Genomic DNA, 16,219 nt, shown 5'->3' with positions numbered 1-16,219 from the left:
GTCTTGGTGAAGCCGTCTTGTTGCGAGCCATCTTCCAGTCACAATGATAGAGGATCGAGACTTGATGTCCGTGCGGCGATTCCTGACAGTTGTGTCGATGAGTGTAGCGATGGTCGGTATCTCCGATCTTGCGCAGGCGCAGAGCGCTGCATCGAAGGGCAAGGCCGCCGCACCGAAGGCAGCGCCCACACCGGCAAAGCCAGCAGCCGCGGCGCCTGCTGCAGCGGGTGGCGCCGAGCCCACGCTGGTCGGACAGTTCGGCTCGTGGGGCGCCTACACCGCGACACCGAACGGCAAGAAAGTCTGCTTTGCTCTGGCCAAGCCGGCGTCGTCAAAGACCAATCCGGCGAACCGCCCGCGCGATCCCGCTTACGCCTTCGTCTCGACCCGCCCGGCCGAGAAGGTGACCAACGAAGTCTCGATCATGATCGGCTATCAGTTGAAGCCGGGCTCCGAGTCCACGCTGGAAGTCGGCGGCGCGCGCTATGCGATGTATACGCAGGGCGACGGGCTCTGGATCAAGAATGCCGCCGAAGAAGAGCGCATGGTGGAAGCCCTGCGCAAGGCGGCCGACGTGACCGTGAAGGGCGTCTCCGCCAAGGGCACCGAGACCACCGACACGTTTTCGCTGAAGGGCCTGGCCCAGGCGCTGGACCGGCTGGCGCAGGATTGCCGGCGGTAATTGCCGCCAAACACCGGCTAAATCCTTGTCGCCGTTAATATTGCCGCATTTCGCGCCTTTTCATTCGGGCGCGAAAAGCTTATTTGAGGTCGGCCTGTTTAAGGCCTGATTTCCCGCGACATCATAGATCGAACGCCATGACCCCCGTTTCAGCCGAGGCCGGCTCCGCCATCGACGCTTCCCGCGCATTGCCCGCGGGCGAGATGCCGCTGGAGAAGATCGCCACCGAGACCTATGTGCCGCTGGCCAAGCCGTCCCTGATCGGCCTGTCGCGCACGGAAATCGCGGAAAAGCTCGGTTCCATCGGCGTGGCGCCGGCCCAGCGCAAGATGCGGACGCAACAGATCTGGCACTGGATGTATGTCCGGGGCGTCCAGACCTTCGCCGAAATGTCCAGTATTTCCAAAGGCATGCGCGAAGACCTCGAGAAGCATTTCACGGTGGCACGGCCCGAGGTCGTGGTCGAGCAGATCTCCAATGACGGCACCCGGAAATGGCTGCTGCGGCTGCCTTCAGGTACCGCCGGCGAGAAGGCCCACGAGGTCGAGTGCGTCTATATCCCCGAAACCGACCGCGGCACGCTCTGCGTCTCGTCGCAGGTCGGCTGCACCCTGAACTGCTCGTTCTGCCACACCGGTACCCAGCGGCTGGTGCGCAACCTGACGGCCGGCGAAATCGTCGGCCAGATCATGGTTGCCCGCGACCGCCTCAACGACTGGGCCGACAGGGGAACGCCAGACGGCAACCGCCGCGTCACCAATATCGTGATGATGGGCATGGGCGAGCCGCTCTACAATTTCGATGCGGTGCGCGACGCGCTGCTGATCGTGTCGGACAATGAAGGCATCGGCATTTCGCGACGGCGTATCACTTTGTCGACCTCCGGCGTGGTGCCGAACATCAAGCGCACCGGCGACGAGATCGGCGTCATGCTGGCGATCTCGCTGCATGCGGTGCGCGATGAACTCCGCAACGAGCTGGTGCCGCTGAACAAGAAATATCCGCTCGAAGAACTGATGCAGGCCTGCCGCGACTATCCGGGTGCGTCCAATGCACGGCGCATCACTTTCGAATATGTGATGCTGAAAGGCGTCAACGACTCGCTCGAGGACGCCAAGCTGCTTGTGAAGATGCTCAAGGGCATCCACGCCAAGATCAATCTGATCCCGTTCAATCCGTGGCCCGGCACGCGCTACGAATGTTCCGACTGGGACCAGATCGAGAAGTTCTCCGAATATATCTTCAATGCCGGCTATTCTTCACCGGTGCGCACGCCGCGCGGTCGCGACATCCTCGCGGCCTGCGGCCAGTTGAAGTCGGAGACCGAGAAACTGTCGGCGCGTGAGCGTCAGGCTTTGCGCGCGATGGCGATGACGGACTGACAATGGCGCTGATCGGCCGCCTGTTCGTCATCTTTCTCGGCTTCTGCGCCGCCTGTCTCGTCGGCGGCGCGATCGTGGTGTTCTCGATCCTGTTTCCGGAACTCAGCGCGCTCGATACCGGCGTCATCGATCCCAACACGATCAATATTCTGCTGGGCTTCGGCTTCGTCTTCATCAGCGGCTTTGCGCTGATCCCGGCGATACTTGTGGTCCTCATTACCGAGGCTTTCTACATTCGCAGCGTCATCGTCTATGCGCTCGGCGGCGCGGCGGTCGGGCTCGCCTGTTATCTCGGCCTGATCCCCTATGACCCTGCCACGATGAGTTTCGACGGCATTGTACGTCGGCATCTCGAAGTCATGACCGGCGCGGGTATCGTTGCCGGACTGATCTACTGGGTGATCGCGGGCCGCAATGCCGGCGCCTGGCGGCAGCCACGGCGCGCACCACCGCAGCCCGATGTCGCGGCCGGCCCCTAGTGCACTGCCTTTCCTTCAACTCCTGCCTCGGTTAAACCGCCCGCCATGAACCGGACCGGACTCCTCATCGCGCTTGGGCTGTTTGCCGCCATTGCCATTATCTTCGGAGTCTGGCCCGACCTCGACCTCAAGCTCGCGGCACTGTTCTACGATCCCGAGACCAGACGCTTCCCCACGACGTCGCTGCCCTATGCGCAATTCGCCCGCGATGCGGCGATGTGGATCGCATGGGCCTTTGTCGCGCCCTCGATCCTCGCGCTGATCGTGAAGCTGATCTGGCCCAACCGGCCGCTGCTGGTGAAGGGCCGCACCATGGCCTTCCTGATCCTCACCATGCTGATGTCGGCCGGGGTCCTGACCAATCTGACCTTCAAGACCTTCTGGGGCCGCCCGCGGCCGGTGATGGTCTCCGAATTCAATGGCCCCTGGCAATACAAGGCCTGGTGGGATCCGACCGGCCAATGCGGCCGCAACTGCTCGTTCTTCTCGGGTGAGGGCGCCACGGCGTTCTGGACCTATGCTCCGGCCGCGCTCGCGCCGCCCTCGGTGCGGCCCTACGCCTATGTGGCAGCGACGGTGTTCGGAATCGCCACCTCGGGCTGGCGGATGGCTTTCGGCGGCCATTTCTTTACCGACGTGACCATCGCCGGCCTCGTGTCGTTCCTGGTTATCTGGTTGATTCACGGATGGATTTACCGCTGGCCCTCGACCCGGAAGACGGATGAGGAGATTGACGCTGCGTTGACGCGCTTTGCCTGGCCGGGCTATCGCTGGCGGCAGAAATTGCGCGGTCGCGAGGTCGGTCCCGCACCCAATTCAACCGAAATTGCCCGATTGGACGTTCGATGACTACGATCCTGAAGAGCCTGCCCAAGGGCAAAAATGTTGGCATCGCCTTCTCCGGCGGCCTCGACACGTCAGCGGCACTGCTATGGATGAAGCAGAAGGGCGCCAAGGTCTTCGCCTATACCGCCAATCTCGGCCAGCCTGACGAAGCCGACTACGACGAGATTCCGCGCAAGGCGATGGAGTTCGGCGCCGAGAAGGCGCGCCTCGTCGATTGCCGCGCCCAGCTGGTCCATGAAGGCATCGCCGCGATTCAAGCCGGTGCCTTCCATGTCTCGACCGGCGGCATCGCCTATTTCAACACCACGCCGCTCGGGCGCGCCGTCACCGGCACGATGCTGGTCTCGGCCATGAAGGAAGACGGCGTCAATATCTGGGGCGACGGCTCGACCTATAAGGGCAACGATATCGAGCGGTTCTACCGCTACGGACTGCTGACTAATCCGGACCTGAAGATCTACAAGCCCTGGCTCGACGATCAATTCATCGACGAACTGGGCGGCCGCGCCGAAATGTCCGCCTTCATGACCGCCCACGGCTTCGCCTACAAGATGTCAGCCGAAAAGGCCTATTCGACAGACAGCAACCTGCTCGGCGCAACCCACGAAGCCAAGGATCTCGAACAGCTCGACAGCGGCATCAAGATCGTCAACCCGATCATGGGCGTGCCGTTCTGGCGCGACGACTGCGCCGTCAAGGCCGAGAAGGTCGTGGTGCGGTTTGTGGATGGCCAGCCCGTTGCGCTGAACGGCCAGAGCTTCACCGATCCTGTCGCGCTGTTCCTCGAGGCCAATGTCATCGGCGGCCGCCATGGCCTCGGCATGAGTGACCAGATCGAGAACCGGATCATCGAGGCCAAGAGCCGCGGCATCTATGAGGCGCCAGGCATGGCGCTGCTGCACATCGCCTATGAGCGCCTCGTCACCGGCATCCACAACGAAGACACCATCGAGCAATATCGCATGAGCGGCATGAAGCTCGGCCGGCTGCTCTATCAGGGCCGCTGGTTCGACTCGCAGGCCTTGATGCTGCGCGAGACGGCGCAGCGCTGGGTCGCGCGTGCGATCACCGGCGAAGTGACGCTCGAACTGCGCCGCGGCAATGACTACTCGATCCTGAACACCGAGAGCCCCAACCTGACCTACGCGCCGGAGCGGCTGAGCATGGAGAAGGTCGAGGATGCCCCGTTCACGCCGGCAGACCGCATCGGCCAGCTCACCATGCGCAACCTCGACATCACCGATACCCGCGCCAAGCTGGATCTGTATTCGAAGACGGGTCTGTTGAGCACCGGCGAAGGCTCGAACATTCCGAAGCTCGACAACGACAAGAGCTGAGGGCGCGGCGGAGACGCTCGAACTATAAGATCAAACGGCCGGATGTCGTCGTCACGTCATCCGGCCGTTATATTGGAAGGACATCGCCTGACACAGGCTCTCGCTTGGGACGTCCACCATGAGAAACACGTCGTTGCTGGCCGCATTTGCGGCCTTTTTCATGAACACCCCAGTCTGCGCACAGGCGATCTATCCGCTCGACCGCGCTGATATCCTCGCGGGCGCGAAATTCGACTTCAAGGTCGAGTTTCCCGAACTGGTTCAGGCCGCCGATATCAAGGTGACGATCAACGGCGCCGACCAGACTGCGGCGTTCGGCAAGACCGCGGACTACATCGCGAGGGAAGACGGCAAGGATCAGTCCGCGCTGCTGCTGCGCGACGTGACGCTCGATAAAGCCGGGACTTACAAGATCGAAGTCAGCGACGGCGTACGCGGCCGCGCGGTGACGTGGAACGTCTACGATACCGGCCCGCGCAAGGCGAAGAACGTGATCCTGTTCATCGGCGACGGCATGTCGCTGGCGCATCGCGTCGGCGCACGCTTGCTGTCGAAGGGCATCACCGAAGGCAAGAGCCGCGGCAAGCTCGCCATGGACGACATGCCGCATATGGCGATGGTAGCAACGGCGGGCTCCGATTCCATCATCACCGATTCCGCGAATTCGGCCAGCGCCTATGCCACCGGCCACAAGACCGCAACCAATGCGATGGGCGTCTATGCGGATCGCACGGCGAATGTATTCGATGACCCGCAGGTCGAGACCATCACCAGCCTCGCGAAGCGCAAGCTCGATCTGGCGATCGGCATCGTCACCAATACCGAGGTCGAGGACGCGACGCCCGCCGCGATGATCGCGCATACCCGCCGCCGCGCGGCCTATGACGAGATCGTCGCGCAGTTCCTTGCGGCCAAGCCGGACGTGTTGATGGGGGGCGGCGCCGCAAATTACCTGCCGCAGGCAGCCGCCACCTCGAAGCGCAAGGATGACGTCGACTATGTCGCGCGCTTCCGCGATGCCGGTTATTCGGTTGCAACCACCGCGCCCGAACTGAACGGCCTCGCCAAGAAGCCGGAGACGCGCAAGCTGCTTGGACTTTTTACGCCTGGCAATATGGACGGCGTACTGGACCGCAAGTTCCTCGGCGGCGGCGGCGTGAAGAAATTTCCGCAGCAGCCTGATTTGACCGAGCAGGTGCATGGCGCGCTCAAGATCCTGTCGCGTAACGACAACGGCTTCTTCCTGATGGTCGAGTCCGGCTTGATCGACAAATACGCCCATCTGCTCGACATGGACCGCGCCGTCTATGACGTCATCATGCTCGACAACGCCGTGAAGCTCGCCCGAGACTGGGCAGCCAAGCGCGGCGACGACACGCTCATCCTCGTCGTCTCCGACCACAGCCATCCCAACAGCCTGGTCGGCACCGTCAATGACGATATGAGCAAGGAGTCAAACCTGCCGCTGCGCGAACGGCTTGGCGTCTATGAGAAGGCCGGCTTCCCGAACTATCCCGCGCCGGATGCCGAAGGCTATCCATCGCGCATCGATGTCAGCCGGCGGCTTGCGATCATGTCGGCCAGCCTGCCAGACCACTATGAGACGCTGCGGCCGAAGCTCGACAATCCGAACGATCCGACCGAGAAGGGCGAAGAGCCCGGCACTTTCAAGGCCAATGAGAAATACAAGAATGCGCCCGGCAGCATGCTGCGGCTCGGCAACCTGCCGGCCATGATGGGCGCCAGCGTGCATTCCGGCGAGGACGTAATCCTCACCGCCACCGGCCCCGGCAGCGACCGTGTGAAGGGTTCGATGGACAATACGGAAGTGTTTCGCGTGATGGCGGATGCGTTGGGATTGGCGGCGAAGTAGTAGCGTCTTTCCCTCCTTCAAGCGGCTCAGCCGCGCAATAGGGAGGGTGGCGCGATGCGAGCGTCCAGCGAGTATCGTGACGGGTGGGGTGGCGCAGCACACGGCGCTCTCAATTGCGGAGACACCCCATCCCGGCCTATCGGCCGCCCCTCCCCACTGCGCGGCTACGCCGCTTGAGGGAGGGAAGCCATTGGCAGCAGCGTACTATCAAAACAAAAATGGCCGGAATCGCTCCCGGCCATTTTCTTTCATATCAAACCGCTCAGCGACGCGGCGGCGCGGTACCTGGAGGCGGCGGGGGTAGCGACGCCTGACCGCCGTTCAACAGCGGCGTGATGTTGCGGATCGTGACGCGGCGGTTCTGGCGCTCCGGACCGTCGGTCTGGATCTTCAGATACTGCTCGCCATAACCCTGCGACGTCAGGTTTTCCGCCGGCACCTGGAATTGCTGGGTGAGCAATTCTGCCGCCGACTGGGCGCGGCGATCCGACAGCGACAGATTGTCGACGTCGGAGCCGACCGCATCGGTGTGACCCTCGATCAGGAACACCGCTCGTGGATTGCGCGAGATCGCCCGGTTGAGACCATCTGCGATCACCTGCAGCTTCGAGGCCTGATCCGGCGGGATATCCCACGAGCCTAGCTCGAAGTTGATCGAGTCCAGATCGATCGACGGCATGCGCTGGCGCACCATCGGGCTGTAGCGGATTTCATCGAGCGTATAGCGGCGCTCGATGCGATCCACCGGTGGCGCGATCAGCGTATCGTAGACGAGATCGGGCGAGGCCTGATCGTAGTCGACGATGTAACGGTTCTGCGGAATCCGGATCATCGGCGGCGGCAGATCGACATAGAAGCCGAGACCACCCGGACCGCCGGGGCCACGCGGACCACGGAACGAGTTATCGATGATGATGATCTCGCGTCCCTCGCGGTCCCTGCGGATACGTCGCAGCAGCTGACCGTCGCGGCCAACCACCGTGATGATCTGCGAGCCGTCGGGACGGATCACGATGGTCCGATCCTCACCGCCGACCCGATCCGTACGGATGTCACGCGCGCCGTAGCGGAAGCGATCGACCTCGTTGTGGCGGATGAACGACTGACCGCTCGGATCCTGCACGATGATGCGTCCAGGCTCGGTGATGATCGTGCGACCACCTTCCTGGCGCTCGCTGCGCTGGCCGCGGAAATCGCCCATGTTGCGCGGCCCCTGGGGGGCAGCGCCCGGTGCGATCGGCGTCAGCGCTACTGCTGGCGGCGGCGCCTGAGGGATCGGTGCCGTCACGGTCGGGGCGGGCGGCTGCACGACCTTGATGTTGCCGCCACCGGGCGCGACCACGAGAGGTGCAGCAGTGCTCGTGGGCGGCGCAGCGGCGGGTGCCGTAGCGTTCGGCGCGACGCCGGGCGCAGCAGCGTTGGGCGGCGTGCCGGGTGCACCGGGCGCGCCTGCGCCCGGACCACCAGGAGGACCACGGCGGCCATCCGAACCTCGTCCGTCCGGACCACGGCCATCAGGGCCACCGGGGCGACCAGACGGAGGCGCACCCGCAGCAGGCGGTGTGCCCGGCGCAGCCGGAGCTGCCGACGGCGCCGGTGCTGCTGCAGGAGGCGTTGCCGCAGGGGGAGTCGCAGCCGCTGGCGGCGTCGCCGGTGTTGGAGCCGGTGTCGGCGCAGCAGCAGGTGCCGGACGCGCGGCAGGCGGAGTTGCTGCAGGCGGTGTCGCGGGCGCCGCGGCTGGTGGCGTTGCAGGCGCGGGACGTGCGCCGGCCGGCGGCGTTGCACCGGGTTCACGGCGCTCAGGACGTCCTTCGCCGGGCTCGCGACGTTCGGGGCGCGCAGCGGGCGGCGTTGGCGCTGACGGAGCTACAGGCGCAGCGGTGGGCGCTGGAGGTGCGGCGCGCGGGGCCGGAGGCGCGACGGGAGCCGGCGGCGGAGCTGGGCGCGGCGGCGGAGCGGCCGCAGGTGGTGGGGGTGGCGGCGGTGCCGGGCGCGGAGGTGCAGCCGCAGGCGGCGGCGCAGCAGGAGGTGCTGGAGGCGCGGGACGCGCAGCAGGGGGAGCCGGTGGCGGCGGCGGCGCCGCAGGGCGTGCGGCCGGCGGCGCAGCGGCGGGAGGCGCAGCAGCTGGCGGAGCCTTGGGTGGTGCCTTCGGGGGAGCCTTGGGCTCACCTTCAGGCGCAGCAGGTGCGGCCTGCGCGAGCACGATCGGCGCATCGACACTCGACGCATAAGCAGCGGTCGCTGCGATATGCGCAACGCCGAGCGTCGTCGTGGCCAGTAATACGAGACGAAGTTTTGTCATGATAGACCTTGGGCCCCCGGATAAGGATCTTCAACAAACTGATTTTTGTCGGCCGAACAAATCGGCATATTGATCAACTGATATGCATTGGGCCGGAATGTGGCGACAGGCAAATGCAAATTCGTTTTTATTTTCGACACGACAATGGCCCAAACGCGCTTTGTTCATTGCGCGTTCAGGCCATCGATCTGTAGTTCGCTACATCACTGCAGGCGGCTGCTGACCCGGATTGATATCAGGATTTGGCACCGGCATCTCATCAGGCACATCTCCAGGTAACTCTTCGGGTCGCGACGGCTCACCGGGATCGCGCACCGGCGGCGGTACCTCGGGCCGCGGATTGCCCGGCGGGCTCTCCTGCGGCGGTTCGGAGGGTTGACCGGGCTTGATCGGCGGATCCTCGACGGGATCGATGCCGGGTGAATCGTCTTTAGGCATCTAGATTGCGACCTTACGGTTGGTGCCGATGTCCGGACGCGTACCAGTCACAGCCGCAGCGGCCATCTTCACATAGCTGATCACAGTGCCCGGCGAGTCCCAGAACTCGGCATCGTCAGGCGTGAACTTCAGCACACGAATATTCGGATCTTCCGCGCTGCCCCACCACGCCTTTGCGGAGGTGGTGAACAGCTCCTTGATCTTGGCGCGATCGTTCGAGACGGCAGCAGTGCCGCTCACCGAGACATATTTCTGATCGCTCGCATCTGCGAAAGAGAGATTCACGTTCGGATTACGCTTGATCTCATCATCCTTGTGTCTACGCGCATCGCTGAGGAAGTAGACCGCATCGGCTTCGCGATCCACATAGGCAGCCATCGGGCGCGCTCGCAGCTTGTCGCCATCATGCGTCACCAGCATGGCGAAGCCGATCTTCTTCATCAATTCCCAGGCACGTTCGATATCACGGGTATTGTCATTGGCCATCATCTGTCTCCCTTGGGGCTGAACTAACAACGGCGCGATCGATGCGATGTTCCGCGACAACGGGCCGGATGAAGGCGGGTTTGACAGCGGAACAGGAACCGCCCATCAAGACGCAGTTTGGCCATACTATTTGACCTGGGGGATTTCGATGCCGTTCGCCTATTGGAGCATTCTGATTGCTGCACTGCTGCCGCTGATCATTATTGGTTATGCCAAAGCGGGATCGCGCGATAACAGCGCGCCGCGCGACAGCGCCGAGAACCTCTCAGGTGCCAAACGCCGCGCCTATGCCGCGCATCAGAATGCCTTCGAGAGCTTCCCGTTCTACGCCGTCTCGGTCATCGCAGCGCTGAATTTTGGCGCATCGGCGACGACCGTAAGCGTGCTGGCCGCTCTCTATCTTGCGTGTCGGATTGCGCACGCGCTGCTGTACATCGCGGATAAATCGTCGCTGCGCTCAGCCGCCTATGCCGGCGGGCTCTTCGCCAATATCGCGATCTTCCTATCGCCGGCGCTGAAGATCAACTTCTTCTAAGTCGAAACACGCAGCAAGCACCTCATAGCGCCTGGTGTCATGCCGCGCTCCTGGCCGGCTTGCGCTGGCGCAGGAAGCGGCCGAGCAGACGGCGCTTACCCTTGCGCGGGATGAGATCGATGTCGCTGACCAGCTTGGCGCCGCCCTTGCGGCGCTCCAGCACGATCTTGCGGCTGTGGAAGGCTTCAAGCTCGACGCGATGCGCGACAGATACCACCGTGGCGTTGGGCAGCTCCTTGGTGAGCAGCTCCATCATCTTGTCCTGGCTCTTCGCGTCCAGCGCCGAGGTCGCTTCGTCCAGCACAATGATATCAGGGCGGTGCAAAAACAGCCGTGCGAAAGCGAGACGCTGCTTTTCGCCGCCGGACAGCGTCTGGTCCCACGGCGCATCCTCCTCGATCTTCTCCTTGAGATGACCGAGCCCGACCTTGTCGAGAGCCTCGCCGATCTGCTCGACGGTCCAGTCCTCCGACGCCGCGGGATAGGCGGCTGCGCGGCGCAAGGTGCCTGACGGCACATAGGGCTTCTGCGGCAGCATGAAGAGCCGCCGGTCCGGATGGAAATTGACGCTACCGCCGCCCCATGGCCACAGGCCCGCAATGGCGCGCACCAGCGTGCTTTTGCCAGTACCGGACTCGCCCGCGACGAGCAGACGTTCACCAGACTCGATCTTCACTTCGGCATCGCCGACGACGGCAGTGCCGTCATCGAGCGTCACGGAGAGATCATGCAGGCTCAGCATCGTCTCATCCGTCGTTTCGCCGCGCTTGATACGACCGATACCGTCGCCGAGCTCGGCGCGTTCGAGGCCGTCCAGCGACATCATCAGCGAGGCGATGCGACGCGCACAGGCATTCCAGTCGGCAAGGCGCGGATAGTTGTCGACCAGCCAGCCGAATGCGCTTTGCACGATGGTGAACGCAGACGCCGCCTGCATCACCTGACCGAGCGACATGCTGCCGTCGAGAAACTTCGGCGCGCACAGCAACAGCGGTACGACGGGCGCGATCAGGCTCGAGCCCTGCGAGACCAGCGTGGTGCGCATATGCTGTCCGGCAAGACGCGCCCATTGCCTGAGGACGTTGCCGAAGGTCTTGTCGATCCCGTCGCGCTCTTCTTCCTCGCCGCCGAGCAGCGCGATGCTCTCGCCGTTTTCGCGCACGCGGGTAAGCGCATAACGATACTCCGCCTCGGCCTGGTTCTTGTCCTCGGAAATCTGCACGAAACGCCGGCCGATCACCATGATCGAGCCGGACGCAATGGCCGCATAGATGATCGCGGCAATGACGAGGAAACCGGGAATGGTGATGAGACTGCCGCCCACAGTCAGCGTCAGCGCGCCGCCGATGGTCCACAGCACGACGATGAAGGTGGTGGCGGAGAGAAATGCCGCGATGACGCCGGAGACGAAGTCGACGGGCGAGTCGGTCGCGATGCGCAGATCCTCGGCGATCCGATATTCGGGATTCTGGTGATCGCCGCCGACAAGATTGAGCTGATAATAGCGGCCGCTGGTGAGCCAGCGCGACACCACAGAATTGGTCAGCCATGCGCGCCAGCGACGCTGGATACCCATGCGGCCATAGACCTGCGCGACACCCAGCAACACGCTGCCGATGGCGAGCGGAAAGAACACGCCAGTGAGATGAAACACGCTGGCCGCATCGCGTTTCTCGATGGCGTCGAAGATCGCGCGGTTCCAGACATTGATGCCGTATTGAAACGCCACATTGGCGACGATGAGCAGCAGCAGCCCGACCGAGAACACCCAGGCTAATCTGTCGCCCGACTTGCCCCAGAAGCCACGCGCGCTGATCCAGAATCGCGTCAGCAGATAGTCCTTGCGTGCCTGCTCGGCCTCTTCCGGCGTCAGGTCCGGATCGGGCTCCACGACTTCAGGCGGCGGCGGCTCGATATGCTTGCCGTCCTCGCCAACGACCCCGACAATCGGCCCCTTCAGATCGGACGCGTCGGATGCAGGCTTGGCTTCGTTAACTGAATGTTTGCTCATGGCGCGATAACGCCAAGGAAATCAAAAGGTTCCCTGGAGTTCCCAGCGGCTCAGACAGCCTCGCGCTGAGCCTTGCGCCAGGTGCCGGCCTTGGTGAGCACCCGCGACAATTGCTCGATCGAATAGGGCTTATGCAGCAGCTCGAACCCGAAGGTACCGTTCTGCGCCAGCACATGACTGTAGCCGGAGGTCAGCACCACCGGCAGATCCGGATAGAGTTTTCGAATCTCCTGCGCCAGTTCGATGCCGGTCATTCCAGGCATCACGACATCGGAGAACACGACGTCATAGTGCGTGGCATGACGGGCGAGTTCGACGAGCGCTTCCTGAGCGTTCGGCCGCAACACCGTGGTGTAGCCAAGCTCGCTCAGCGCATCGGTCGCAAAAGTCCCGACGTCGCGATTGTCTTCCACCACCAGCACCGACATGCCGTGGCCATCGACGACGGGCGCTTCGCTCGCCGACAGCGCCGGCGCGATGCTGTCGCCGGAGACGCGCGGCAGATAAAGCGTGAAAGTGCTGCCCTTGCCGACTTCGCTGGCGACCACGACCTCACCGCCGGATTGTTTGGCAAAGCCGAACACCTGCGAAAGTCCGAGGCCTGTGCCCTGCCCGACTTCCTTGGTCGTATAGAATGGCTCGAAGATGTGCTCGAACTGATCGGCAGGAATACCGCTGCCGGTGTCGGATACTGAGATCGCCACATAGCCGTCAGACCTCAGGGCAAGCGCAACGGGGACTTGCTCTGCCGCGCTGACGGCGATCGTCAGCCGCCCCTCGCCCGCCATGGCATCGCGCGCGTTAACCGCGATGTTGATCAACGCGGTTTCGAACTGGCCGATATCGGCATCCACAAACAACGCCTCATCGGGCACATGGGTCATAATTTCGATAGGCGCCCCCGTCAGCGTGCCGATAATCTCGCTCACCGAATGCACGCATTGGCCGACGTCGAATACTTCAGGCTTCAGCGTCTGGCGCCGCGCAAAGGCCAGCAATTGCGCTGTCAGCTTGGCGGCGCGATTCACTGTTTCGGAGATCGCTGCAATGTAGCGGGCACGACGATCCGGCGAGAGATCGGGCCGTTGCAGCAAGTCGACTGACGAGCGGATCACGGTCAGCAAATTGTTGAAGTCATGCGCGACGCCGCCAGTCAACTGGCCGAGTGCTTCGAGGCGCTGGCCATGTTTCAGCGCTTCTTCGGCCTCACGCCGTTTCAGCGCTTCGAAATTGAGCCGGCGGGTGCGACGGATCGCGAATGCCAGCAACAGGAACAGCAATGCCGTCGCAGGAACGCCGAAGATCAGATGATAGCTGATGGTGCGCAGCCAGCGCGCACGGATCGCTGACGTCTCAAGACCTGCCGCGACATAGACCGGATAGCCGGCGAGCTGCTGATAGCCGATACGGCGCTCGACATTGTCGCCGGGCGAGACAAGCGTGACCAATCCTCCAGCAGGATGGGCCGACAGGGTGCGGCCCACGGGCCCCTTGGGATCGAGACGCACCTCACGGTCGAGCTGCGGATAACGTGCCAGGATCGAACCATCGGTGAGACCAAGCGCAAAGAAGCTCCCGGCATCGTGGCCGATGCGCGCATAGAAACGATCGAAATATTCCGGAAAGACAGAGGCCTGCACCACGCCGGCGAAGCTGCCGTCGGCCGAGACCCGCCTGCGGCTCACACCAAAGAACGGCGCCCCCTGATAGGGCGGGCGCGGCAACAATGATTGACCGATGAACGTGCCGGCATCACCTGCGATATGGACCCTGTAATAATCGCGATCAGAGAAATCGAGATCCGGCAGCGTCAGATCCAGACTGTTGACCAGCGCGCGACCTTTATTGTCGAACACCCAGACCGACTTCAACTGCGGCAGCGCATCGGTGAGCTGCTTCAGCCGGCCCGCCATCCGGTCCGATTGCGCACGCAGCTCGTCGTCGGATTTACCGCGTACGATCTCGTTCATTTCCGACAGGCTGCGGTCGATCGTCTCGAACACCTTTAAAGCGTGTTCATGCGCCACATCGAGCGCACGCTCGATCTCACGGTCGGCGATTTCGCGGGTCGACACCCACGATGTCGCCGCCGCGAACAGAAACAGTGCAAGCGGAAGGGCCAGCGAAGCGGCCATCATCCATTGCAGCGTTCTCAACGAATTTTGGTGTTCGGTCTTCACAGCACCTGCCCGACTCCCTGCAGTCTAGCGCAAGGGCGGTGTCTCACCAACCGCTCCGCGGGCGGGAACCCGCCGTAGCCGGGAGGAGGTCCTGTGGCGTTAGCCGGCCGCGCTCATTTGCGACCGGAAGGCCCATTTGGTGAAATGCTGCTCGATCCCCGCGAAGACCGCGTACATGAGCACGCCTTCAAAGGCGAGCAGCAGCAGGGCGGCGTAGACATTCGCCATACGGAAGCTGGCACCCTCCAGCGCGATCAGATAGCCGAGCCCGGCATTGGCGCCGAGCGTCTCCGACACGACGGTACCGACGAAAGCCAGCGTGATAGCGATCTTCAGCGAGCCGAAGAAATATGGCAGCGCACGCGGAATGCCGACCTTGAGCATGATGTCGAGCTTGCCGGCGCCGAGCGCCCGCAACACGTCCTCGAGTTCCGGTTCGGTTGTCGCCAGACCCGTGGCGATATTGACCACGATAGGGAAGAACGAGATCAGGAAGGCGGTGACGATTGCCGGCACTTCGCCGATGCCGAACCACAGGATCAGCAGCGGGACAATGGCGACCTTCGGGATCGTGTTGAAGCCGATCATCACGGGATAGAGCCCGCGATAGATCGCCCGCGACCAGCCCACGACGAGACCGAGAATGATGCCGAAGCCCACGGCCAGGGCAAATCCGACCATGGTCACCCAGAGCGTGACCCAGGAATGATAGAGAAACACACGCCAGAGTTTGAACATCGCCGCAAAGGCGGCCGATGGCGGCTGCAGCACCGACGTGTTGACCTTGAAGACGATGCAGGCCAGCTCCCAGACCAGGAAGATGGCAATGGTGAAGAGCCAGGGCGAAAGCTTTTCGAGAGTCCGCGGGTTCATGACTGGCGCACCTGTGCGATCTTCATGCGCAGCTCCATCACGATGTCGCCGAAATCCTTTTCATAGGTCACCTGCAGATCGCGCGGGCGCGGGAAATCCACTGGCTTGATCTGGACGATGTGACCGGGGCGCGCGCTCATGACGTAGATATTGTCGGCGAGGAACGCCGCCTCGCGCAGATCGTGCGTCACCAGAATCACCGTGAAGCCCAGTCGCTGCCAGAGATCGCGCAGCACGCACCACAGCTCCTCGCGCGTGAACGCGTCGAGGGCGGCGAAGGGCTCGTCGAGCATCAGCAGCGCCGGCTCGTGGATCAGCGAGCGGCACAGCGACACGCGCTGCTGCATGCCGCCGGACAATTCCCAGGGATAACGGTCGCTGAAGCCGGCGAGACCGACGGTAGCCAGAAGCTGCTCGGCCTTGGCGCGGAACTCCACTTTCTTGGAACGAAACTGCGAGCGATGTGGTTCTACGATTTCCAGCGGCAGCAGGACGTTGTCGATCACCTTGCGCCACGGCAGCATGTTGGCGTTCTGGAACGCCATGCCGGCCATTTTGACCGGGCCTGTCACCTGTTTGCCGTCGATGGCGATAGTGCCGGCCGTCGGCTTGTGCAGGCCCGTGACAAGCCGCATCAAGGTGGACTTGCCGCAGCCGGAGGGGCCGACCACCGCGGCGAATTCGCCGCGCTGGACTTTGAGCGTCGCATCCTGGAGCGCGACAATGTCACCCGAGGCGCCACGGTATTTGAGCGTGACGCCGTCGATATCTACGAACGCTTCCATGCGCGACGAC

Annotated in this window: 14 protein-coding genes; 7 read left to right on the top strand and 7 right to left on the bottom strand. The window is 63.2% G+C overall.

Annotated elements, in window-relative coordinates; all coding sequences use genetic code 11:
- Nucleotides 1-64: 64 nt before the first annotated feature.
- The 6 genes from HP556_RS29050 to HP556_RS29025 all read left to right on the top strand — a co-directional run bounded on the left by HP556_RS29050 (nt 65) and on the right by HP556_RS29025 (nt 6,599).
- Complete coding sequence (locus tag HP556_RS29050) at nt 65-682, top strand: invasion associated locus B family protein (protein WP_170849636.1); 618 nt, start codon at nt 65-67, stop codon at nt 680-682.
- Between the two features lie 203 nt (nt 683-885).
- Nucleotides 886-2,064: a dual-specificity RNA methyltransferase RlmN gene (rlmN, locus tag HP556_RS29045; RefSeq protein ID WP_246297952.1), complete on the top strand. Its 1,179-nt coding sequence runs from the start codon at nt 886-888 to the stop codon at nt 2,062-2,064.
- Nucleotides 2,065-2,066: 2 nt separating this feature from the next.
- Nucleotides 2,067-2,543 (top strand): hypothetical protein, encoded by a 477-nt coding sequence (locus HP556_RS29040; protein ID WP_175369467.1) that lies wholly within the window; start codon nt 2,067-2,069, stop codon nt 2,541-2,543.
- Nucleotides 2,544-2,588: 45 nt separating this feature from the next.
- A complete protein-coding gene (locus HP556_RS29035) occupies nt 2,589-3,392 on the top strand; it encodes a phosphatase PAP2 family protein (protein ID WP_175369466.1) in 804 nt (267 codons plus the stop codon).
- Nucleotides 3,389-4,726, top strand: a complete 1,338-nt coding sequence (argG, locus tag HP556_RS29030; protein WP_175369465.1) for an argininosuccinate synthase — start codon at nt 3,389-3,391, stop codon at nt 4,724-4,726. Before HP556_RS29035 ends, argG begins: the two co-directional genes overlap by 4 nt.
- A gap of 118 nt (nt 4,727-4,844) precedes the next feature.
- The gene (locus HP556_RS29025; RefSeq protein WP_175369464.1) at nt 4,845-6,599 is read left to right on the top strand and encodes an alkaline phosphatase; all 1,755 of its coding nucleotides are present in this window, start codon (nt 4,845-4,847) and stop codon (nt 6,597-6,599) included.
- A 262-nt stretch (nt 6,600-6,861) separates the two neighbouring features.
- On the opposite strand, the gene HP556_RS29020 is transcribed toward HP556_RS29025, so the two are convergent.
- The 3 genes from HP556_RS29020 to HP556_RS29010 all read right to left on the bottom strand — a co-directional run bounded on the left by HP556_RS29020 (nt 6,862) and on the right by HP556_RS29010 (nt 9,825).
- Entirely contained in the window at nt 6,862-8,901 is a 2,040-nt protein-coding gene (locus tag HP556_RS29020; RefSeq protein ID WP_175369463.1) for an OmpA family protein, read from the bottom strand.
- Between the two features lie 198 nt (nt 8,902-9,099).
- Nucleotides 9,100-9,339: a hypothetical protein gene (locus HP556_RS29015; RefSeq protein ID WP_089266509.1), complete on the bottom strand. Its 240-nt coding sequence runs from the start codon at nt 9,337-9,339 to the stop codon at nt 9,100-9,102.
- Nucleotides 9,340-9,825: a pyridoxamine 5'-phosphate oxidase family protein gene (locus HP556_RS29010; protein ID WP_175369462.1), complete on the bottom strand. Its 486-nt coding sequence runs from the start codon at nt 9,823-9,825 to the stop codon at nt 9,340-9,342.
- 148 nt (nt 9,826-9,973) lie between these two features.
- Here HP556_RS29010 and HP556_RS29005 point away from each other — a divergent pair, with 148 nt between their 5' ends.
- Nucleotides 9,974-10,360, top strand: a complete 387-nt coding sequence (locus tag HP556_RS29005; RefSeq protein WP_175369461.1) for an MAPEG family protein — start codon at nt 9,974-9,976, stop codon at nt 10,358-10,360.
- Between the two features lie 37 nt (nt 10,361-10,397).
- Here HP556_RS29005 and HP556_RS29000 read toward each other — a convergent pair whose 3' ends face one another.
- The 4 genes from HP556_RS29000 to HP556_RS28985 form a co-directional block, all read right to left on the bottom strand.
- Entirely contained in the window at nt 10,398-12,371 is a 1,974-nt protein-coding gene (locus tag HP556_RS29000; RefSeq protein ID WP_175369460.1) for an ABC transporter ATP-binding protein/permease, read from the bottom strand.
- A 50-nt stretch (nt 12,372-12,421) separates the two neighbouring features.
- A complete protein-coding gene (locus HP556_RS28995) occupies nt 12,422-14,551 on the bottom strand; it encodes an ATP-binding protein (RefSeq protein WP_175369459.1) in 2,130 nt (709 codons plus the stop codon).
- Nucleotides 14,552-14,650: 99 nt separating this feature from the next.
- Nucleotides 14,651-15,424 carry an ABC transporter permease gene (locus HP556_RS28990; RefSeq protein ID WP_093757930.1) on the bottom strand — a complete coding sequence of 258 codons (774 nt, stop codon included), beginning with the start codon at nt 15,422-15,424 and terminating at the stop codon, nt 14,651-14,653.
- A complete protein-coding gene (locus tag HP556_RS28985; RefSeq protein ID WP_175369458.1) occupies nt 15,421-16,209 on the bottom strand; it encodes an ABC transporter ATP-binding protein in 789 nt (262 codons plus the stop codon). Before HP556_RS28985 ends, HP556_RS28990 begins: the two co-directional genes overlap by 4 nt.
- Nucleotides 16,210-16,219: the final 10 nt, after the last annotated feature.

The organism is Tardiphaga robiniae (genome assembly GCF_013359755.1).
Taxonomy (GTDB): domain Bacteria; phylum Pseudomonadota; class Alphaproteobacteria; order Rhizobiales; family Xanthobacteraceae; genus Tardiphaga; species Tardiphaga robiniae.
Note: the sequence above shows the minus strand (reverse complement) of the source record. Positions and strands in the feature narration are given on the sequence as shown.

Bases quoted from the DNA above. Each gene is read 5' to 3' on its own strand.
- HP556_RS29050 (WP_170849636.1), top strand. From the start codon at position 65: ATGTCCGTGCGGCGATTCCTGACAGTTGTGTCGATGAGTGTAGCGATG.
- rlmN (WP_246297952.1), top strand. From the start codon at position 886: ATGCCGCTGGAGAAGATCGCCACCGAGACCTATGTGCCGCTGGCCAAG.
- HP556_RS29040 (WP_175369467.1), top strand. From the start codon at position 2,067: ATGGCGCTGATCGGCCGCCTGTTCGTCATCTTTCTCGGCTTCTGCGCC.
- HP556_RS29035 (WP_175369466.1), top strand. From the start codon at position 2,589: ATGAACCGGACCGGACTCCTCATCGCGCTTGGGCTGTTTGCCGCCATT.
- argG (WP_175369465.1), top strand. From the start codon at position 3,389: ATGACTACGATCCTGAAGAGCCTGCCCAAGGGCAAAAATGTTGGCATC.
- HP556_RS29025 (WP_175369464.1), top strand. From the start codon at position 4,845: ATGAGAAACACGTCGTTGCTGGCCGCATTTGCGGCCTTTTTCATGAAC.
- HP556_RS29020 (WP_175369463.1), bottom strand. From the start codon at position 8,901: ATGACAAAACTTCGTCTCGTATTACTGGCCACGACGACGCTCGGCGTT.
- HP556_RS29015 (WP_089266509.1), bottom strand. From the start codon at position 9,339: ATGCCTAAAGACGATTCACCCGGCATCGATCCCGTCGAGGATCCGCCG.
- HP556_RS29010 (WP_175369462.1), bottom strand. From the start codon at position 9,825: ATGGCCAATGACAATACCCGTGATATCGAACGTGCCTGGGAATTGATG.
- HP556_RS29005 (WP_175369461.1), top strand. From the start codon at position 9,974: ATGCCGTTCGCCTATTGGAGCATTCTGATTGCTGCACTGCTGCCGCTG.
- HP556_RS29000 (WP_175369460.1), bottom strand. From the start codon at position 12,371: ATGAGCAAACATTCAGTTAACGAAGCCAAGCCTGCATCCGACGCGTCC.
- HP556_RS28990 (WP_093757930.1), bottom strand. From the start codon at position 15,424: ATGAACCCGCGGACTCTCGAAAAGCTTTCGCCCTGGCTCTTCACCATT.
- HP556_RS28985 (WP_175369458.1), bottom strand. From the start codon at position 16,209: ATGGAAGCGTTCGTAGATATCGACGGCGTCACGCTCAAATACCGTGGC.